Origin of the sequence: Butyricicoccus sp. AF35-5AC, assembly GCF_003477715.1 — a bacterium.
Taxonomy (GTDB): Bacteria; Bacillota; Clostridia; order Oscillospirales; family Butyricicoccaceae; genus Agathobaculum; species Agathobaculum butyriciproducens.
In genome coordinates, this window is record NZ_QUDX01000002.1 from 133,588 (window position 1) to 154,637 (window position 21,050).

Here is a 21,050-nt window from a genome sequence, read left to right on the forward strand (position 1 = left end):
TAGGATTGCCGTGATGCGGGCGGTTTAATCATTCATACATATAAATATTATATCAATGACAGGCGTGGTTGATACGCTTATCGAAAGTACTTCGTGATACCCTTCCACACCTTGTTCGGCTCGCGCAGAACCTTTTTTAGCGCCTTCAGACGCTTTTTGCCGCGGGAAACGGTTTCGGGGTCGCGGCTGCTGTGGATAAGGTTTTTCACCACATACTCGTCCGACGGCGCGTAGAGCAGTACGGCGCGAGCTTTCTTTCCGTCGCGTCCGGCGCGGCCGATTTCCTGCGTGTACGCGTCAATGCCGATGGGCAGTCCGGCGTGCACGACCAGACGCACGTCAGGACGGTCAATGCCCAGACCGAAGGCGTTCGTAGCTACGATGATCGGGCGCTTTTTCGTCAGAAAGTAGTCCTGCACGTGGGCGCGTTTGCAGCGTTTCATTTTGCCGTAATAAGCCTTCACTGGATAGTCACGAGAACGCAGCCATTTGGTGGTGCGCTTGGCATCCTTGACGCGTGGGCAGTAGATGATCGTGGCACCGTGCTTGCGGTACTTACGCAGTACATTGTCCAGCATGATGAGCCGCGCGTTCTGCAGTTTGCGGGTCTTTCCGGTCTTATCGCGGATGGTAATTTTCTTGACATAAATTTTGACATTCTTCCGACGAACCGGAAACAGCAGACGCTTAGGGTCGCGCATACACAGCCGCTCGGCGATGTAGTTGAGGTCAGACACCGTGGCGGTCGCGGTGAACGCCAGCACCTGCGGGTGCTTGGGCAGCGACTCGATGAACGGCCCGATACGGCGGTAATCCTTGCGAAAGGCGTGCTCGACCTGCGGCAAAATATGCGCCTCGTCAACGACCACGCGGCGCACATGCGCGGCGACAAGTGCGGTGCGCACATCCTCACGGCGGAGCTGCTCCGGCGCAAGGTAGAGAAGGCCGCCGTTTGCGGCAAAGTCTCGCAGAATATCAGCGTGCATGGACGTGCTGAGGTCGGAGTTCAGCAGGGCGGCGTGCACGCCTCTGCGCTCGAGTGCCTGTACTTGATCGCGCTGCAGCGCGCGAAGCGGAGAGAAAACAAGCGTGAGCGAACCCGGCTCATCGAGCAGTGCGGGCAGATGATACAGCAGCGACTTTCCGCCGCCGGTGCGCAGCCGAACGAGGACATCACGTCCGGCAAGAATCGGCGTCAGTGCACGTTCCTGTTCATCGCGCAGATGTTCGATACTGAATGTCTGCAGTGCAGGATATATATCCTTATTATACATTATTGTCCTCCTCGTTGCCCGCCGGAATGGATGGAATGCTGGAATTTATGAACTTTTTCGTTGGAATTGCAAGATAGCGCCTGCCAGCCCCCTCAGTGTTGATTTTTATCTTTTCAGACGTGCAGAGCGAACGGTCCTTCAATGCCTGTACAACATCTTCGACAAGCTCGGGACCGACTCCGGCACGCTGCAGCAGACCAGCGAAGCGGTCGGGATGATAGACTAGCAGCGGCTTGTTCTGATACGTGTATTCGAACGCCGTTGTCTCAGCAAGTTCCTCGAGTGACTGCGGCCGCGGATGGATCGCGTCCTTGTAACGCTCCGGCTCGAGCAGGAAGGCAACACCCTTATCGATTGTTTCTGCGCGGGAAAGCTGTGCCTCTTTTGCGACGCGCTCAGCCTCGCCGGAGATGCGGTCGAATGCAGCACGGCTGTTTTCATTGGTCAGCAGAGCGTGGCGGATAAACTGCCGTGCAATGGTAATCCAGCGCTCCGGAAGATTCAGCCGGTAGGCGTGTGGATTGCCGGCAAGATCATCAATGGCCTCGTTGAGCGTGCCTGCTGCTCCAGAAATGCAGCACAGTAGCTTGGCAGCCGCCAGGCGAAGGCAGTCTGCGTCGGACTCGCGTAGAGAGTGTGCCTGTTGGGGCACAGTGACGGTGTACGCATACGCCGCCGGAAAGGTACGCGTGGAGATGACGATGGGGAACGCGGCAAACGGGCGTGCCTCGGCGTTGCTGGTAAGCAGCCGAATGCGCGAATGCTGTTCGATCGTGTCAATCAGCAGCTTGCGCGGTGCGTCTCCGATCGGCTCGAGCAGGACAAGACGCCCGCTTGCAGCGGGGCTGTACACCGGCGGCTGGCTGTTTTCGAGGCGCAGCGTAAGTGGGCGCTCGAACGGTGCAGATGGAGAGCGGAGCAGGTCAACCGTATGGAAGTGTTCCTCGAGGTTTTCGCGAACCGAAAGGGCCTGCGCGTTCGGCAGTGCGAAAACCATAAGGAAATTCGGGACGCTTTCCAGTGTCGATTCGCTCCATACGCTTGCGAGCAGTACGGCCTCGAGAACCGGCAGGACAAGCGGGTCATTCTGCAGCAGTTCGATGAATCGGGATTCGTCGAAAGCACCGAGCGACTTGGCAGCGTACGTGTTGCTGAGAATGTCGGCAAAAAGCGTCTTTTCCGTCGAAAAATCTTTCTCAATGTACGCACGATTGCGGGATAAGGTGTCGCACATCTCGTATACAAGGTCAACCTCTCGGTCGCTGAGATCAAGACCCGGAAAGCGCGGTTTCTTGTCCCATGCGGTCGTGCGGACGGCGTACGATAGACGGAGGTACGGCCAGTATACTGTGATAATTTTCCAACGTACGTGCACATCATCGGACGAAATGTCGACCGCGCCGACCTGCTCGGCGAGAAAGGGCACGCGCATGTCGCTGGCGATCACCGCACCGCGGTTCGTGATGAAGTAATCGCTCGCATCGACACGATCGCAGAGCTTGGCGGGAAATGCGTCGTCGGGCCAGATTTTTTCAAGCAGGACGACAGCGTCAGCCGCATGCGCGGCAAGGGTACGGATAAGCTCTTCTTTGTTCATGATTTTGCTCCTTTTTGTGGGGTTGATGATTTGAAAAACGTTTTTCGCTGTTTGTGATTTTATTATACATAATGAAAGAACTCCAATCGAGTTAACGTGCTCACAGCAGGGGAAATATAACAGCTAGTTTTGAAAAAAAGTAAAAATAGATATAATACGATTTTAAATAGAAATATTGTTCGGGAAATGTAATGTGTAATGATATGAGCAGGGAGAAAAGAAGATGTGTGCTCACAGCAGGTAAATTTATGTTATGAAAAAAACGACCGTCTGCACAAGGCAGACGGTCACAGTGAAAAATAGGAAATGGGAATGTTTAATCATTCGCAAAAGGATCTTGATTCTGGCGAATGGAGTTCCAGTAATCAGCACCTTTTGAAAGATAGTCTTCAGCGCGTGAGATAAGCTGATCAGACGGCAACAAGAACCAACATGAATCAAGCAGTTTGTCTTCTGTGGAAAGCAATATATCGTACATCAGGTTAGTTAGAGTATCTTCTGGATAGAACCATTGGATTGTATGGGTCAGTAATGGAAAATCGGTACCGGACATCTTCAGCGGCAGTTTGTGAGGTACTTGTGCTGCATGTCCTTCATAGTTATCCACATACTGGGGATAAGATTGCGCGGTTTTCAAAAAGTTCTGTGCCCATAGCCAGAGATTTGTAACTTCAGATTCTTCATCTTCGTCCAGAAAAGAATCCCCCGGAAAGTAAACTTCATCAAGTGCAGGTGATGGAGCAGAGACCATCTGCTGTTCCAGAAGATGCGCTGTTACAAAAGCACCGATGAAATAGTCCGCGGTGGAGTAAGATGTGTTTGGATCAGAAGATGCCTTTGGCCAAATGATACGATGAAGACGGGTAAAAAACATCTTGGTACAGGGTCCGGTCACATAGTCATTCGGTTCAAACAGTATCGGAACAGATGGAGGATCCCCTTCAAGCATATCGAGGGCATGTGGCTCACATTGAAACCAGAAGGGGTGGGTATATCCATACGAGTGACGTTGTTTCTTGTGCTCCAGAGACAGCTCGAGTGCGTCAGCGGTAAAATCATTTAGTGCTGCAACAAAAGAGGCAACAGAGGAGGGAAGCTCTTTTCTGGCTGCCTGTGCCTGTTTGCGGTATTTGCTGATTTCTTTGTTCAATGTTTTGTTATCCATCAGTTTTGATGGAATTGGCGGTATTTTAAATGATTTCGAATCCGAGAACAATGCACTTAGCGTACAGAAGATATCATCATACTGATGGCTGCGTTTTGCAGATTCCAATGCGGTCTGCAGTTTTTGCAAATAAACATGCAGATTGGTATCGGTATCTTTATTGGAATCCGAGGATACTTTTTTTAAGCTGGCTTCATTTAAAGTATAGGCCAATCGTCGCGTGATCTCTGGGGAACAAACCAGTTCACGGAATTGGCGTAATGCGGAGAATTGAGGATTTTCTACGAATTCAAGAGTGGAAAAGCAAAGGTAAAATAGTTTGCTGATATTGGTAGGAATATCGTTTTTATGTAGTTGCTTTTTTAAGCTGCAAAGAATCTTGTATCGATCCTCATCATAGCTTGTACAGAAAAAAGAATAATAGAGTTGCTTGTCCAAGTCGGGAGAGAGTGAATGACCACGCTTTTTGAGAAGATTAACGGCAAAGCGGTAATGCTTAAGTCGCTCTTTTGTAGTAAAGCAGTTGTATATCAATGGATCGATTGCGACAGCATCATCGGCGTTTTGAAAGCGGAGAAGTGAATTGCTGTTGCCTTCATCTTGAAATGCGAAACTGTAATACCGATTGGAAAATAGTCGGAGCCATTCTCGCAGCAGCTGAACAAGTTGGAAAAGCGAATAATAGTAATCACGGGTTGCATCTTTGAGATCGTATGAAGTTTCTGTTTGAAGGGCTTCATATAAATCTGTGATATCGTCATAAGAGGTTGGCAAATCCTCGCATACGACCGGAAAATCGTTATAATAGGCCAGAAGATTTTCATAAGAAGTAGAGAAGTCTTGATGAGCAGTCTGAAGATTATCGTATAAATCAAAGTCATCATAGCGTAGCTGATTTTTTTTTACATACAATGGAGAAATCCTCATAGTAAGATAGAAGATCCGTATATGAAACGCAGACAGACCTATAGAAGGCTTGCAAGTAATTGTAAATATGTGGAGAATAATCATAATCATCATATAGAGAACGAATAAGTTCGTCACATGTAGAAAGAGAGAAATCATTTCGCTTGCAATGTGTCTGGTAATAACCAAAATATTTTTCAAGTGAATAGACGAAATAGGGGTGCTGTTTCATCAGAGGCAGGAAACAGGCAGGTGATAACATATAGCGCAGATCGCCTTTACGCAGATAGTTGTTATACAGAACGGTTATTGCTTGGAGAAATTCCATGTCCAGCGTTCGCGGCAGGAACGAATTGTCGTCTGTGTCGTTATAATAGCTGTGCAGCGGTTTGCGTCGGAGATTTGACATTTTGATGCTGTCGGATAGGTTGGGGAACAGCCAATCAAAATAGGCTTTGGATTCCAGAATATAGTTATTCGGGGGATCCTTTTCAGTAGTTTGTGGGTGCAGGACAGTGCGAAATTCTTTTATACGGTACTGCTTTTCATATTTTTGAAGCGCAGCCATGATCCAGTCTGTGATGACACAGCTGATCAAAATGTCGTATAAGGATTGTTGTGTTCCGTTAAAAGTTGAGGTTTGTGTGTGCAGAAAAGATAGGAAATTTTTTGTATGTTTCTGCAGATACGGAAATTTTTTTAGTTTTTTATCAAGCCAATTTGGCAGAGTCTTAGCGTTAGATTTAGATGGTTTCCAAGCAAAGAAAAACCGCAGATCATCTTCGACCTCTTGAATATTTTTTCGGAGTTTAAACGATTCGGAAGGTGATAGAAATTGAGGAGTTTCTTTAAATGTAATCATAAGAGTATCACCTCTATATATAAAGTATATTTATTCCAATCCTATAGGATAGAAATGATCTATCCATAGGATATTTTCAATTCTCAGTTATAGTATAAACTGACAGGATAGTAATTGCTATATATTTCTATCTTGTATAACAAATATCGTTCTTGAATGATTACTGTTTATTACTGTATTGTTCGGACGATATAACTTTTTATCTGTGCACAACAGTCTGATAAAATTATAAAAGAAGAAGGTATATGAGATGGACATTTATCATTCTATACATACAATCACGTTACAGCGGAAGATTCCGCTTGAGGAAGTAAGCAGCTATCGCAGTCTGCTGTATGGCTTGTCTGACAGATATGGAACAGGCAGCTATCGAAAATCAGAAAATGAATACTATTTTTACATGTACGCACCGCAGGGCGTGATGATCAGCCTGCGGGCCGCACGAAACTGCGGCTTTATCAAATTAACAATCAATCTCAATTCGCTGCTCTATATGGAGATACAGAGAGTAGCATTATTCAGCCCGTGCCGAGATTATATGAGAACACTGGACTGCAATCTGCGCGATATACTGCGGGATGCACAGCTCGGCACACCGGAGACCTTCATGTTTGCGCGGGTGGATTTCAGTGTGAACGCCCAAACGTCGGACCCGCTCGCATATATTGCGCTAGCGCACAGAGGCGGTGTGCCGAACGGCTTTAAACAGACCTATCCGCGGTTTGACAACAAAAAGCGGAATAGACCCATTCGATACGCGTATTCCTACGATTTAACGTACAGCATAGAGGAGTATGCCATCTCGCTGTACTCCAAAGCGGATCAGATGCGGGACGATTACAGCGCACAGCTGACCGACTATCAGCAGGCACAGGGTATACTCCGGCTGGAGGCGAAATACGGCGCCGCCATGCTGCAAAAGCACTTCGGCATAACCGATCTGTCGTATTCACCGGAATTGCTGTACCGGTTCCTGCAGGAATCATCGTGTATCCTGTGCAAAGCTATGCAGGACTGCTTTCCGGCGGGAACATATTACTCGCTTGCGGCGGTGCAGGAGCAGCTTGCCCAAGCGGGAAAATCCGTGCAGAGGAAGCGGCTGGGCACATGGATTGCGCAGACCTCACGCATGGGCAGCGCCTGCAAGGCACGCCGTGCGCTTTGCGCGGAACTTTCCGGCTCGCAGTATGATGCGCTGATGAAATATCAGCGCGCAAGCGGGATCAATCCGGTAACAATCGGCCGCAAGTGGAAACAGCGGGCATTGCCGAGTCTGCAGAGTGTGTTCGGTTTTGACGAATAATGCAGGTTTCTATCAATTGTACAATAAACAAAATAGGAATCGTACAACATCGAACACGAGCGCACAAAACTCCTGCGTATCGTGCAACAATTCTGGCTTTTCTTCATTTTCGCTTTGGTACGAACACGGTACAATAATGCCAGTAGGGAAACCGATGAAATTCGGCCGACACGAGTAAAGAAGGGAGAATGAAAATGAAACGCAAACGGATATGTGCATGGTTTATCACTGTGGCAATGCTGCTGACGATGCTGCCGTCAGCTTTTGCCGTATCATTTGCGGACACCCGCGGACACTGGGCGGAAGACGAGATCAACCGCTGGAGCGACCGCGGTGTCATGCAGAGCCACGACGGCGATTTTGAGCCGAACAGCCCGATAACAAGAGCGGATATGGCGGTCATAATAGACCGCGTGATGGACTACTAGACCAAGGCGGAGAACACTTTCGCTGATCTGGGTACGGCGTACTACACGGACCCGATTCTGCGTGTGGCGCAGGCAGGCGTGATGCAGGGCGACGGCAAAAATGTCCGCCCGAAGGACAAGATCACCCGCGAAGAGGCGGTCAGCATGCTGGCACGCGCGCTGTCGGTAACAGCAGGCGGCAGCTCGACGAATTTTGCGGACAACAGCCGCATTTCCTCGTGGGCGATGGCAAACGTGGCAGCGTTTGCGGAGAACGGCTACATCGCAGGCCGCAGCGGCAACCGCTTTGAGCCGCAGGCGAACATCACCCGCGCAGAAGTAGTCAAGTTGCTCGACAACATGATTTCGGATTATATCACCGAGTCCGGCACGGTAACGCCAAAGGGCACCGGCATTGTCATCGTCAAGGCCTCCGGCGTGACGATGAACAAGGCGAAGCTGAGCGGCACGGTCATTCTCGGCGGCAAGGCCGGCGAAGTCAAGGCGACCGGCTGCGAAATCACCGGCAAGGTGGTCAAGATCCATAACTCTACTCTGACGACCGGCAGCACGGGCGGCTCCTCCGGCGGTTCTTCGGGCGGTGGCTCGTCTGCACCGGCAGCACCGAGCGCGTACCCGCGCCCCAAGGGGCAGGAGACCTCCAAGAGTCTGGGCGTATTCAACTATGACATGACCTATTTTGTCACGCTGACCGCACAGGACGGTGCAGACATTTACTACGAGATCGCGGAAGGCGCGGACAAGGCAGCCGTTCCGACCACGGCAAGCAAAAAGTTTGAAACCTACCAGTATCGTCAGATCGAGATCACCCAGCCGACCGCAAGTGCGGATGGTCCGGTCACCAAGACCTATAACGTCAAGGCGATCGCGGTGCAGAACGGCAGGACCAGCAGTGTTGCAAACTGGAATTATGATGTTACCAGCATTCCGCACCACGAGCTGAAGGTAGGCGCACCCAAGGACTGGAACGGCAACGAGGTTCCGGACGTAACGCTCATTCAGGATTACGACAGCGATAAGATGTATCTGGTGCAGGGCACCGACCGCGCAATGGTTCTGGATGCCGGCTACTTTGACGCAGATGACGCGGCAAACCTGTACGAGACCGCACGAAAGATCGTCGGCGAAGGCAAGCCGATCGACCTGATTATCGGTCACCCGCATCCCGACCACGTGCAGATGACGCACCAGTTCCTGTGCGCAGAAAACAAGGCGCTGGGCGCTAAGGTTTATGTCAATGAGCGTGGTATCGAGGTTCTGCGTGATTATGTCAAGCGGTTCGGCATATCGTCGAAAATGTTTGCGGATGAGGCTGCAGCAAGCGAAGCTTACGACGCACAGCTGGAAACCCTGAAAAACGGTGACGTTTACGACATGGGCGGCACCAAGTTTAACGTGATCGAGCTGCCGGGCCATCAGGTAGCAGGCATCATGCTGTTTGATACCGCGACCGGCAACCTGTTCACGACCGACCAGATCGGCAACAACCGTGCACACATCATGGATTCGTTCTGGATGCAGTTCGCAAACCTGTCTTCGACGTTCTTCGCAGACTCGATGGACGTTTACCTGTCCTCGCTTCAGATCGCACTGGAGCGCGTTGACAGCCTCGGCACGGTAAAGCGCATTCTCACCGGTCATAACGATGTTGTACTGGACGGTACGGCAAGCTATCTGGATATCCTGCAGACGGCTGTACAGAAGGTTGTTGATGAGGGCACAGATGCTATGACGCCTACTCTGCGCACGCTGGACAGCATTAACGGCTACCTCGAGAACACCAAGACCGTGGTCGTCGGCGACCGCCTGAAGGACATCAACTGGGTCGGCATCAATGTCAACCTGCAGAATTACCTGTCCGACGGCTATCGCAACGGCAACGAAGATAAGATTGCAGACCTGTCCAATCTGTCCGTACACAAGCAGGGCGAGAAGGGCAATCTGCTGTGGAACGACCCGAATTTCGGCATCAATGTAAACTGGCAGTACCCGACGGACGGCACCAAGCCGACCTGCAAGACCACGACCAGCTTTGTCGCTGAGGTGGACGAGAATACGACCTCGATCGAGATCGTTCCGACCGCAGCTTCCTCCGGTGCGAAGATTACCGTGAACGGCAATGCAGTAGAGTCCGGCAAGGCTTATCAGGGCACACTCACCGGCGGTACTACGCGCTTCGTTATCAAGGTAACGGCGAAGAACGGTTCGGACAGCAAGACCTATACACTGAACGTCAGCAAGAAGAACAGCAATCAGGTCGCAGCACCGTACACCTACACGGATTATGACAGCTATACCGACCCGTACTATCCGGATACGCCGGGCAACTTTACGGTAACGCAGTATATGGCTTTGTTTTCGGATACCGATGGCGCTGAGATCAAGTACACAGTAGATGGTTCTGACCCCAAGACTTCGGATACGGCGAAGGTTTTTGATCAGACCAAGTTCAAGGCTGATTCTGGTTTCGGCGGTGCAGAAGTGAAAGAACTGATCACCATCGGTGCAGATACGGATAACTGGGACGGTACTGCAAAGCAGACCAAGGTAGAACTGAAAGCCTATGCCTCTAAGGAAGGCATGGAGGATAGCGATGTTGTAACCTTTACCTACACGATCGATCGTATGTCCAAACTGGAGCACAAGAGCCGTCTGATGTACGATATGGACGGCATGAAGGTCTGGAGTGTTATCGATTACGACAGCGATAAGATGTATCTGATCAAGGGCTCCAAGGGCGCACTGCTGATCGACGCAGGCATGGCATCGGCAGGTGCAAATAACCTGTATGAATACTGTAAGCAGCTGGCAGGTACGGATAACATTGATGTTTACATTTCGCATGGTCATCCGGATCATACCACACAACTGGGCGATTTCGTTCAGGCAGGCCGCAAGGTCTACATCAACGAAAAGGATATCCCGATGGCGCTGAAGTATGTGAACGACAAGACCGTAACGGCAGGCGGCTTTACCTGCATCAGCGAAGGCTATCAGTTTGATCTCGGCGGCGTTGTGCTGGATAACTACGACATTCCGGGTCATACGCCGGGCTGCATGATGCTGCTCGACAAGGCACACAACGTTCTTTATTCGTCTGACCAGCTGGGCTGCAATCGTCGCAGCGTTGCAGATTCGCTGACTCTGGTCAACAATGACGTTCGCGTGCTGCTTTCCAGCCTGCGCATCTTCCGCGATAAGGTAACTGCACTGGCGGAAGCGGGCGAGATCGACCTCGACAAACTGGTCGTCTGGAGCGGCCATGATGACTACGAGATTCACGATCTGCTCGGTCATCTGGATACGCTGATCACCGCCGCACAGAACATCGTGGACTACGGTCCGGCAACCGCGATGCGCGTTTCGGTACGCAATACCGGCGGCTCGGACGGCGCTTCTTTCGCGGGCGACCGTTATGCAAACGGCGGCACCGGACACTTCATCTGCATGAACGGCAGCAAGGCGAACGTTCTGGCAGGCGAGGATTACACCGCAGTAGACGAACTGGACAAGAAATACCGTTCGGACTATTCGGGCGGCATGTCCGGTGCAAGCCGCGCGGTGCAGGGCATATGTGTCCGTGCGCTGGCCATGAGCGGCGATACGCTGTTTCGGTTCTTTGATCGGTTTGAACAGTTGGTGTGAGCAATAACAAAAGGCTCCTGTGTCTTATGACACAGGAGCCTTTTGCACCACTGTGGAGGGACACAGCGGCGCTGTCTAACGGCAGCAGCGCACGGGGAGTCGGACGTTATGCGCCGATGCCGAGAGGCGAAAAGATGAGATACATGATCGCAACGACTGCCGCACCGGCAATCGCCCAGACCTTGCCGTTCTTCCACGGGGTCATATCCATGACCTTGGCATCCGGCATCTCCCACGCCAGCTGACGCGGACTTACCTTGATGCAGATTGCATAGATGATACACTCGAGAACGAACAGTGCGAATACAACATACAGATAGTGGAACTGGCTGAAGAACGGGATGACCTTGGTCAGACCGTACAGCACGATGTGGACCGGAATAACGATCTTCGGGGCGATAGCAGGCGCTTTTTTGCTCAGCAGACCGAACAGAACCGCGGTCAGCAGCGGCATGGAGAAGAAGCCCCAGCACTCATTGATGAAGTTCATAATGCCGGTGCCGAAGAACATAACGAACGGTGCAATGGCGATGGAAACCACGCCGACAATCGTACCGAAGATCTGGCCGACCTTAACAACCTTGTTGTTGGAGGCCTGCTTGCCCCAGATGGGCTGCCAAACGTTCAGCGTGAAGATAGTGGATGCGGAATTCAGCACCGAGTTGAACGAGGACAGGATCGCGCCGAACATAACGGCTGCGAAGAAGCCCATCAGCGGCTTGGGCAGCACTTCCATAACGAGAAGCGGGTAGGCCTGGTCAGCCGCCATGCCGACCGAGGTGTCCATCTGGCCGTTTGCAGCCAGCAGCTGGAACGCGATGATGCCCGGCAGAACGATGACAAATACGTCAAGGCACTTGAAGAAGCCGGCCCAGATCGCGCCCTTCTGGCTCTCAGCGAGGTTTTTGCCGCCCAGAGAACGCTGGATGATGGACTGGTTGGTCGCCCAGTAGAACAGGTTGTTGACGAACATACCGGTCAGCAGCAGCGGCCACGGTACTTCCGGCGGAAGTGCGTTCGGCGCGGACCATGCGTTCATCTTTTCCGGCGTTGCGGAGATGAGGTGATCCAGACCGGCCATGAAGCCGCCGCCGTCCAGCTTACCGAGGGCAAGAATGCCGAGGATCGGGATAGCGAAGCCGCCGATGATCAAACCGACGCCATTGATGGTGTCCGAGTAGGCAACGGCTTTCAGGCCGCCGAATACCGCATAACACATACCGATGATGCCGGTGCCGATGCAGATAATGGTGATGGCGCTGAAATAGCTGATGCCGAACATACTCTCGAGGTCAAAAATCTTAACCAGTGCGACCGCACCCGAATACAAGATGGTCGGCAGCATAGTAACGACATACGCGATCAGAAACAGCAGCGAGAACAGGCGCATGGTGAAGGTATCGTAGCGCATCTCGAAGAACTCCGGGATGGTGGCGATGCCGCCGCGTAGCAGCTTGGGCAGGAACACGAACGCCAGCACGATCAGCGCGAACGCCGAGGTGGCCTCCCAAGCCATCGTACTCATGTTGCCCGCAAACGCCTGTCCGTTCGTGCCGACAAGCTGTTCTGCGGAAAGGTTGGTCATCATCAGAGAACCGGCGATAACGATGCCGGGCAGTCCGCGGCCTGCGAGGAAGTAGCCTTCCTTGGTGGACAGGTCGTCATCGCGTGTTTTCCACCACGAGAGCACCGCGACAAGCACGGTGAACGCGATAAAGGTTGCGACAGTAAATGCCATTTTGTTGTTTTCCCCCTTGTTTTTTTTACTGTGTGGGCTGATTTTTGGGCGCGGAAAACCGCCTCCCCCTTTTGAAGAGGCGGTTTTCCGCGGTATTTCGTTGGTGCGAGTTTGATTAAGAGGTTCCCAGGCGCTTTTCTACCTCAGCGCGGCGTTCTGCGGCGTTGTCAGCCGTTACAACGGTAGCATCAGTTGCAATGAACTCATCCAGCTTTTTGCCGTTGAGCGCATCGACTGCGGCCTGCACGCCGAGATAACCAACATCGTAGCCGTCAACGGCGACGGTCATGGTCTCCTGACCGGCAAGAATAGCATCAATGCCCGCCAGATTGCCGCCGACGCCGACAAAGATGGTGTTCTTGTACGCCGGAAATGCGGCTGCTGCACGAGCGGCACCGGCTGCCATATCATCGTTGTTCGCTACGATGATGGATACGCCCTCCGGATGTGCCTGAATGATGGCCTCCATGCAGGTAACGGCCTTGTCCGCTACGCTGTCTGCGTACTGCGTTTCCGCAGAGAGATACTCGCCGCCAGCTTCTGTAATGCCCTGCTTAAAGCCTGCAATGCGTGCCTCCGAGGTGGAGTCGCCCTGCACACCCATGATGCCGATGGCGGTAATCTTATCCCAGCCCTTATCCTTTGCTGCCTCAACAGCGGCCTTGCCGCCCATTGCGGCCAGCTCCTCATTGTTGAAGCCGACAAAGCTGAGCACCTTGTCCGAGTCGATGGCGGTATCAATCGCCACGATTGGCAGGTCGGTATTTGCAATTTGTGTTACAACGGTTTCCGCCTGAAGCGGCGCAACCACCATTGCATCACAGTCATTCGCGCTGAGCGTGGTTTCGATCATGGAAAGCTGCTCGTCATATGCGGTCTCCGAGCTTGCACCCAGAACATCAACAGTTACGCCCAAATCCTTGCCGGCCTGCTTGCAGCCGTTGCCGACATACTGCCAGTACTCGGATGCGAGCGTTTTCAGAATGACCTTGATATGGTAATCCTGCTGTGTGGTCTGGTCGGCCGTGTCACCGCCGTTATTTGTCTTTGCGGTGCTGCCGCCGCAGCCTGCGAGTGCGCTCATCAGCATTGCACTGGACATCAATACAGCAAGTAATCTCTTTTTCATAATCTTTTCCTCCAAAATCAGTTCTTTATCTTTTTTCTTTACTTTTGAGAGAGTTGCCGGAGAGAAGAGAGAGGTGCTGAGAAAACAGCGTTGGTTTTATTCGTAATCGACCCAAGCAGAGCCGTTATTTGCGGATTCTACGCACTTTTCAATCCACTTGATACCCTGTGCGCCGGCCTTGACATCCGGATACCAGAAGTCGCCGTAAGCGCCCTTGTCCGCGTCAGCCATAGCGACTGCGAAACGTGCATACAGGTTGCTCCACGCCTCGAACAGACCCTCGGCATGGCCGCCGCCGATACGATCCTCGACACGCGCCTCGTCGGTCAGGTAGCCTGCGCCGCGCTCGAGCACGCGGGACGGCTCGCCTTCTACCTCGTACAGCATCTGGTTCGGGCGCTCGTCATCCCACTCGAGGGATGCCTTGGAGCCGACCACGCGGATCTTGTGGTAGTGGCGTGCGCCGCTGTTGATCGAGCTTGCCCAGCAGTATACCTGCGCGCCAGCCTGCACATTTTCGCTGCCCTTGAGGTTCATGATAACGAAGGCGTTGTCCTCCAGCTCGCGGCCCTCAACGAAGGAACGCTTGGTGCACATCAGGTTGTCGATTTTCATATCCGGGATCATCGCCTCGATGATGAACAGCGGGTGCGTGCCGACATCACCGAGTGCGAACGACGGACCTGCCTTGGACGGGTCAAAGCGCCACTTTGCGGACGGCACCTTGTCCTCGATCTTGAAGTTGTAGCCGCCGAACGCGAAACTCATATTGATAACGCGGATTTCACCGAGATCGCCGTTTTTGATCATCTGGCGCGCCTGCTGGATCAGCTGATGGCCGGAATAGCCGTAGGTCACGCCGACAACGCGGTGCTTTTCTTCTGCCAGCTTGACCAGCTCGTCTGCCTGTTCAGAGGTGAAGCACAGCGGCTTCTCGCAGACAACGTGCAGACCGGCTTCGAGAGCAGCCTTGCAGACCTCGTAGTGCATGCCGTTCGGCGTTGCGATGGAAACGGCCTGCACGCCGTCCGGGCGTTTGGCCTCCTTGGCGAACATGGTCTTGTAGTCCGGATAGCAGCGGTCCGGGTCAACGTGCAGCTGCTTGCCGAAGTCCTTGCCGCGCTCGGGATCGATGTCGAACGCACCGGCAACCAGTTCGAAGTTGAAGTCGCGCAGTGCAGCCGAGCGATGGATGTAGCCGATCTGGCTGCCGCGGCCGCCGCCTACCATGCCCCAGCGAATGGGATTGTCTACTCGTTTTTCACCGTAATACATAAAGAAATCCTCCTTAAAAACTACATGAATATTAAAATATTGTGTTTGAACTATTGAGAGAGTGGAGCGGGAGCACGGGAGAGAAGAGCCGTGCTCCTCGCTCGGGTGTGATCAGATTTCGTAGCCGACCGACTTCAGATAGTCTACACTGGCCTTGACATCGCGCAGGCTGGTGTCCGAGTTGCGCGGATCGCGCTCCTGCTCAATGGTGATGTAACCGGAATAACCGATATCTGCAAGCGCCTGCTTGATGGCCGGATAGTCGAGCGAACCTGTGCCGATGGGACACATCGCGCCCTTGCCGCAGCCGTCGAAGAAGCGGATGCGCTCATCGAGCACCTGACGGTAAACGGTTTCGTTTACGTCCTTGAAGTGGACGTAATCCAGCTTGTCAGCGTACTTTTTGAGGTACTCCACCGGGTCCATGTGCGAATAGTACAGGTGACCGGTATCCAGACACAGACCGGCAACCTCGTACGGAATATCGCGGACAACCTTTGCAATCTCGTCTGCAAACTCGATGTAGCCGCCTGCATGCGGATGGATAACCGGACGAACGCCCCATTTGTTTGCGCGTTCACATACAGCGCGGACGTTGCCCATGAATTGCGCCCATTCCTCATCCGACAGGCGCGGTGCGGTGTCCGGATGGCCTGCGGCGTAGTCGCGCTCGTCGTGTCCCCAGTCCATAACAGTCATGTACGGCGTGGGGAACTTCTGGCCGTCGTGGGTCTTGAGTACCGGCAGCTTGGGGTCGGTGATCAGGCGGCAGATGTCGTCAACCGCGTGCAGCACGCTCTCCTGATTGTCCGCATCGAGCAGATCGTGGAAAATGGTGCCTGCCACGATGGCAAGACCGTTCTTTTTCAGCTCATTTGCGACCAGCTCAGCATCGATGGGCAGGTAGCCGTAGGGGCCAAGCTCGATGGCGCTGTAACCGGCTTTACCGGCTTCCTCCAGTACGCGCGTCCAGGGCGGTAAATACGGATTCTTGGGGTCGTCCACACCCCAGCAACAGGGTGCGCCACAGATTTGAATGCTCATAATTGAAAACTCCTTTCGCTGTTTCCGTGAAGTTTTTGTTCTTTTTGATGATTTTATTATACTATTCCGGCGGGTATGGTGTTTCTTTCTTCTTGCGTTTTGTTTTGCGGAAAATATTGAAATATTGCACAAAAAGCAGGGGTAGCAATTTGGTTTATACGGATTCTTGCGGTCTGTGCAAAAATACGCTATACTATACCCATATTTACACAGGGGGAAAGAGCATGGCGGAAGAAATACGTTTTGTATCCGGTCAGATGCCGAGTCTGCTGTACGCCACCAAGCAGATCGTAGCGGCATCGGCTATCACGCGCGCCATTCATCGGCACGAGCGGTTCACGGAAATGCTGTATGTTTATCAGGGGGCGGGTCAGTACATCGCAGGCGGCTACAGCTATCCGATCCGCACGGGTGATATCTTACTATATAATCAAGGTGATCTGCATGAGGTCACCTCGTCCCTACAGCACGAGATCGGCACATTCTGCTTTGGCATTTCCGGTCTGCAGCTGCGCGGACTGCCGGAAGGGCATTTCACCAGGGCAGAAAACGGATTCGTGCGTCCGGCGATGGACGAGATCGACCACATGCAAGCACTCAGCGAATTGATTTACGAGCATGCGGAACGGAGAACGTCCTACTCGGATGAAATCGTCTCGCAGCTGCTGCCGGCGCTGGTGTTGCTGTCGGCCAATCTGCCGCCGGATGCGCGCGCCGCCGATCAGCCGCATAATCTGGTGCTGGCGAACCGCATTCGGCAGTACATCGGCACGCATTTTCCCGAGCAGCTGACGCTCGAGGATATTGGAGAGGCGATGTCCATGTCGCCGTATCATCTGGCGCATATATTTAAAGAGATCACCGGTATGTCGCCCATCCATTATATGATACGCTGTCGTGTCGGTGAGGCGCAGAACCTGCTCATTTCGACCGATTACAGCGCAACGCAGATTGCCGCTATTGTCGGATATACCAATGTCAATCACTTCAACGCCATTTTTGCGAAGCTGGTCGGTCTGCCGCCGATTCGGTATCGCAGGAAGTATCTGGAGAATATGCAGGGCAGCAGACTGCAGTAGCGCAGTACCGCAACAACCGACTTTTCGTTGATATATTATCTATATATAACGGAAAGGAGGGAGAATCGTGGCGGGAAAGTGCTTTATTTGCTCCTGCTGCGGAAAAAGCAAACCGAGCATGCAGCGTATCCTTCTCGGCGGGGATGCGCTTTGCTATGCCTGCGTCGAGGAGTACACCACACTCTGCGACCGCTGCGGTGAGCGGGTGTACCGCAGAGATGCTCTACAAGTCAATAGTCGCACAATTTGTCCACAATGCTGTGGACAAATCCTGAAGAAATCTCACTGAGAGCAAATGCTTTCAGTGGGATTTTCACGTTTTGAGGAGGAAATTATGTTTGAAAATCCAAAGTATATCACATGCGGCGTGCAGAGCGAAATACCAGACGCTTTGATGGTTCTCATGTGGCAAATGATTGCTGCTATGCAGACTGCACAAAAAGATTATCTGCAAGTGTTTACATTGATGAAAACGCCGACCGGTCAGCACATCGTCCACGAGCAGGAGCAGCCACCGTACCATTACGAACTCGATGTGCCGTGTGGCGATGCCGTAAACGCGAAGGTGTTCGTCATCGACGATTTAACGCATTCCACTATGCTGCTTGCTGAAGAGTATTAACATTCACCAAATGAAACGGAGGAACAGACAATGAACGAAACAAGGATTTGTGCAAACTGCGGTGAAGAGTACCAGATTGAGGATATGTATCAAGCGGAAGGAGATTGGCTCTGCGAGGACTGTGCGGAGCGTTTGACCGTAATCTGCGACCACTGTGCCGAGCGGGTTTATGAGGAGAATGCCGTCGAAGACGATGCGCACATATTCTGCGACCACTGCTTTGATGAGTATTACGTCCGCTGTGAAGACTGCAACCGCATTATTCACCGCGACCGTGCCTATTGGGATAACGATGACAACGTCTACTGCTCCTCCTGCTGGGACGATCATAACGACATTATCCATGAATACAACTACACCCCCGATCTCGTGTTTCACGGCAAGAGCCTGCGACACTTCGGCGTTGAGCTGGAGATTGATAACGGCGGTACGGTAAACAATAACGCTCAAAAGTTGCTCGACATCGCTAACGCTAGCGCCGAAAACCTGTACATCAAGACTGACGGCAGTCTTGATGATGGTATGGAACTTGTCACACACCCTATGACGCTGGAATACCATTTGAGCGAAATGCCTTGGGAAGAGGTGCTTCGCCAAGCGCAGAGCATGGGCTATTTGAGCCATGCCGCCGGCACCTGCGGCCTGCATGTTCATATCTCCCGTCTGGCGTTCGGCTGCACCTATGAACAGCAAGAGGCTGCGATTGCACGCCTGCTTTACTTCGTCGAAAAGTTCTGGGCAGAACTGCTTCGCTTCAGCCGCCGCACCCAGTCCCAGATGAATCGCTGGGCGGCACGGTATGGAATCCGTCTTACGCCATCCGAGCAAATGAGCCACGCAAAGAATTCGTGTGCCGGACGTTACACAGCGGTCAACCTTACCAACTCGGATACTGTGGAAATTCGCATGTTCCGCGGTACGCTCAAGCTGAACACTCTCAAATCCACCCTGCAGATGGTCAATCATCTCGTCGAGGTGGCTGTTTCTATGTCCGACTGTCAGGTTCAGGACATGAGTTGGTTTGACTTTCTTGACGAAATCACCGAGCCGGAACTTATCCAGTATCTCAAGGAACGCCGTTTATATGTCAATGAACCCGTTACTGCTGGCGCAGAGGAGGAATAATATGTGCAGTTTATTCGGTTTAATCGACTTTAAGGAGTGCCTGAGCACCCACACGAAGAACAAAATCTTGAACACGCTCGCCAGAGAGTGTCAAGTGCGCGGCACGGACGCGACGGGCATCGCCTACAATTTCAACGACCGTCTGCGGATTTACAAGCGTCCGATTCCCGCTCGGAAGATGAAGATTCATATTCCGCACGGTGTAAATGTCGTGATGGGACATACCCGTATGACGACACAGGGCAACGCGCAGTTTAACCAGAACAATCATCCGTTTCTCGGTAAAGTTGACGGCAATTCATTTGCTCTTGCACATAACGGTGTACTCTGGAACGACAAAGAACTTCGTATAGCGGAAAACCTGCCGCTGACGAGCGTTGAAACGGACAGCTACGTTGCGGTGCAGCTTTTAGAGAAAAACAAGGCCCTCGACTTTGACTGCCTGCAGCATATGGCTGAAAAAGTCGAGGGTTCTTTCGTCTTTACCGTTCTGGACAAAGATAACTCTATCTGGTTTGTTGTCGGTGATAACCCGCTATGCGTGATGTTCTACGATGGCTATCTTATCTATGCCTCCGCGCAGGAAATCCTGTGCAAGGCAATCAAAAAGCTGAAATTAAAAGCGCCCACCGATATTCTCGAACCGAAGGAGGGCGAGATTTTGAAAATCGACCGAGCGGGACAACTCACGACCGGAAGTTTCACACCGCACACGACTTTCGAGCGTTGGTGGCGTAAGTATCCGTACTATCGCAGCTACTACGAGGATACGCCCGCAAACTACGATGACCTGTTCAGCGTTGCCAAGGCATTTGGCGTTTCGGCTGATGAGATACAGGCTTTACTCGACTACGGCTGCTCGGAGGAGGAGATTGAGGAAATGCTCTACGATCCGACCCTGCTCCACGAAATGACCGGTGAGCTGCTTTACGCATATTAAGAAAGGTGGTGACCCAATGAAGGTAATCAAAAACACATTGCTGTTCGGCATTAAGATTGTCGCGGCGGTGGCGGCAGCAATCCATGTGCTGCGTGACAAGGATGTGTCCAAATAACAAATCAGCCTTTTCTGTGCAAAACAGTACAATAAACTGCATAGAAAGGCTGATAAGCATGAATCTGGACCAATATCCCGATGTTTTGACACTGTATGAGTGTCAGCAGATTTTGCAGGTCAGCCGCGGCACCATGCTGCGGCTTCTGCATGAAAACGAAATCCCGGCGTTCCGCGTCGGGAATCGCTGGCGTATTCAGCGTAAGGCAATGCTCGAATTCATCGAGCGTGACGAATACTGAAAGTAGCGAAAATGAACAGTTCTGCCCGAGTAAAACGGACGGAACTGCTGAGAATGCTCTCGTTTCGGCTGATTTGAAATTTTACGGAATTTGAATCAGCTGAAACGGGAAATTCTTTTTTGTCCATAGTACGAGGGTGAAAACTATTTTTCTTCTTTATGATTCATCGCGCGGATGACAGTTTGCATCACGGATTCCAGATAGGGGAGCTGACTGGGCGTTACGCTCTCCACCATCGGAGAAAGCGCCTTGAATACCCAGGATTTATCCTTTTTTTCTTGTTTTCCGAACAGAATGTAGTCAGTGGATAGGCTGAGCGTGGTCGCGATACGGCACAGCGTCGGCACGGACATGCCCTTGAGCCCCAGCTCAATATCCGAACAAAACTTGGGCGTAATATCCAGTTTTTCGGCAAACTGCTCGCGTGTCAGTCCCAAATATTCGCGTTGCTTGCGGATGCGTCCGCCGATGGCTACCCAGTCCATGCTGTCCCTCCGTTTCGTTTCTGTATTTAGTGTACCCCGTACAGTTGCAATGAAGAATAAACTTTTAGGGTAGAAAT

General features: G+C 52.2%; 17 protein-coding genes. 8 read left to right on the forward strand and 9 right to left on the reverse strand.

What is annotated here, in order from left to right; genetic code table 11:
• Positions 1-77 precede the first annotated feature (77 nt).
• The 4 genes from DWZ82_RS04105 to DWZ82_RS04120 form a co-directional block, all read right to left on the reverse strand.
• Positions 78-1,274: a RecQ family ATP-dependent DNA helicase gene (locus tag DWZ82_RS04105; protein WP_118478962.1), complete on the reverse strand. Its 1,197-nt coding sequence runs from the start codon at positions 1,272-1,274 to the stop codon at positions 78-80.
• Positions 1,267-2,871, reverse strand: coding sequence for a hypothetical protein (locus tag DWZ82_RS04110; RefSeq protein WP_118478964.1), 1,605 nt, complete (start codon positions 2,869-2,871; stop codon positions 1,267-1,269). Before DWZ82_RS04110 ends, DWZ82_RS04105 begins: the two co-directional genes overlap by 8 nt.
• A 316-nt stretch (positions 2,872-3,187) precedes the next feature.
• Entirely contained in the window at positions 3,188-4,948 is a 1,761-nt protein-coding gene (locus DWZ82_RS04115) for a hypothetical protein (protein ID WP_118478966.1), read from the reverse strand.
• Positions 4,917-5,804: a hypothetical protein gene (locus tag DWZ82_RS04120; protein ID WP_118478968.1), complete on the reverse strand. Its 888-nt coding sequence runs from the start codon at positions 5,802-5,804 to the stop codon at positions 4,917-4,919. Before DWZ82_RS04120 ends, DWZ82_RS04115 begins: the two co-directional genes overlap by 32 nt.
• A gap of 250 nt (positions 5,805-6,054) precedes the next feature.
• Between DWZ82_RS04120 and DWZ82_RS04125 the strand changes: the two genes are divergently transcribed.
• From DWZ82_RS04125 to DWZ82_RS04135, 3 genes are all read left to right on the forward strand, one after another.
• On the forward strand, positions 6,055-7,107 hold the full coding sequence (locus DWZ82_RS04125; RefSeq protein WP_118478970.1) for a hypothetical protein: 1,053 nt from the start codon (positions 6,055-6,057) through the stop codon (positions 7,105-7,107).
• A gap of 194 nt (positions 7,108-7,301) precedes the next feature.
• The gene (locus DWZ82_RS04130) at positions 7,302-7,535 is read left to right on the forward strand and encodes an S-layer homology domain-containing protein (RefSeq protein WP_158575076.1); all 234 of its coding nucleotides are present in this window, start codon (positions 7,302-7,304) and stop codon (positions 7,533-7,535) included.
• A gap of 27 nt (positions 7,536-7,562) precedes the next feature.
• Positions 7,563-11,180, forward strand: coding sequence for an MBL fold metallo-hydrolase (locus DWZ82_RS04135; protein ID WP_270477074.1), 3,618 nt, complete (start codon positions 7,563-7,565; stop codon positions 11,178-11,180).
• Between the two features lie 106 nt (positions 11,181-11,286).
• Here the strand turns inward: DWZ82_RS04135 and DWZ82_RS04140 are convergent, their stop codons facing one another.
• The 4 genes from DWZ82_RS04140 to DWZ82_RS04155 all read right to left on the reverse strand — a co-directional run bounded on the left by DWZ82_RS04140 (position 11,287) and on the right by DWZ82_RS04155 (position 16,366).
• The gene (locus DWZ82_RS04140) at positions 11,287-12,918 is read right to left on the reverse strand and encodes a solute:sodium symporter family transporter (RefSeq protein WP_118478976.1); all 1,632 of its coding nucleotides are present in this window, start codon (positions 12,916-12,918) and stop codon (positions 11,287-11,289) included.
• Between the two features lie 115 nt (positions 12,919-13,033).
• Entirely contained in the window at positions 13,034-14,047 is a 1,014-nt protein-coding gene (locus DWZ82_RS04145; RefSeq protein ID WP_118478978.1) for a sugar ABC transporter substrate-binding protein, read from the reverse strand.
• Positions 14,048-14,143: 96 nt separating this feature from the next.
• A complete protein-coding gene (locus DWZ82_RS04150) occupies positions 14,144-15,322 on the reverse strand; it encodes a Gfo/Idh/MocA family protein (RefSeq protein ID WP_118478980.1) in 1,179 nt (392 codons plus the stop codon).
• A gap of 111 nt (positions 15,323-15,433) precedes the next feature.
• Positions 15,434-16,366, reverse strand: coding sequence for a sugar phosphate isomerase/epimerase family protein (locus DWZ82_RS04155; protein ID WP_118478982.1), 933 nt, complete (start codon positions 16,364-16,366; stop codon positions 15,434-15,436).
• 224 nt (positions 16,367-16,590) lie between these two features.
• Here DWZ82_RS04155 and DWZ82_RS04160 point away from each other — a divergent pair, with 224 nt between their 5' ends.
• The 5 genes from DWZ82_RS04160 (at position 16,591) to DWZ82_RS04180 (ending at position 20,488) form a co-directional block, all read left to right on the forward strand.
• The gene (locus DWZ82_RS04160; protein WP_158575077.1) at positions 16,591-17,445 is read left to right on the forward strand and encodes a helix-turn-helix domain-containing protein; all 855 of its coding nucleotides are present in this window, start codon (positions 16,591-16,593) and stop codon (positions 17,443-17,445) included.
• A 334-nt stretch (positions 17,446-17,779) separates the two neighbouring features.
• Positions 17,780-18,067: a DUF960 family protein gene (locus DWZ82_RS04165; protein WP_158575078.1), complete on the forward strand. Its 288-nt coding sequence runs from the start codon at positions 17,780-17,782 to the stop codon at positions 18,065-18,067.
• A gap of 30 nt (positions 18,068-18,097) precedes the next feature.
• Positions 18,098-19,192, forward strand: a complete 1,095-nt coding sequence (locus DWZ82_RS04170) for an amidoligase family protein (RefSeq protein WP_118478988.1) — start codon at positions 18,098-18,100, stop codon at positions 19,190-19,192.
• Position 19,193: 1 nt separating this feature from the next.
• The gene (locus DWZ82_RS04175) at positions 19,194-20,132 is read left to right on the forward strand and encodes a class II glutamine amidotransferase (protein ID WP_118478990.1); all 939 of its coding nucleotides are present in this window, start codon (positions 19,194-19,196) and stop codon (positions 20,130-20,132) included.
• 173 nt (positions 20,133-20,305) lie between these two features.
• On the forward strand, positions 20,306-20,488 hold the full coding sequence (locus tag DWZ82_RS04180; protein WP_119194729.1) for a helix-turn-helix domain-containing protein: 183 nt from the start codon (positions 20,306-20,308) through the stop codon (positions 20,486-20,488).
• Between the two features lie 143 nt (positions 20,489-20,631).
• On the opposite strand, the gene DWZ82_RS04185 is transcribed toward DWZ82_RS04180, so the two are convergent.
• Complete coding sequence (locus DWZ82_RS04185; RefSeq protein ID WP_118478994.1) at positions 20,632-20,973, reverse strand: helix-turn-helix domain-containing protein; 342 nt, start codon at positions 20,971-20,973, stop codon at positions 20,632-20,634.
• Between the last annotated feature and the right edge of the window lie 77 nt (positions 20,974-21,050).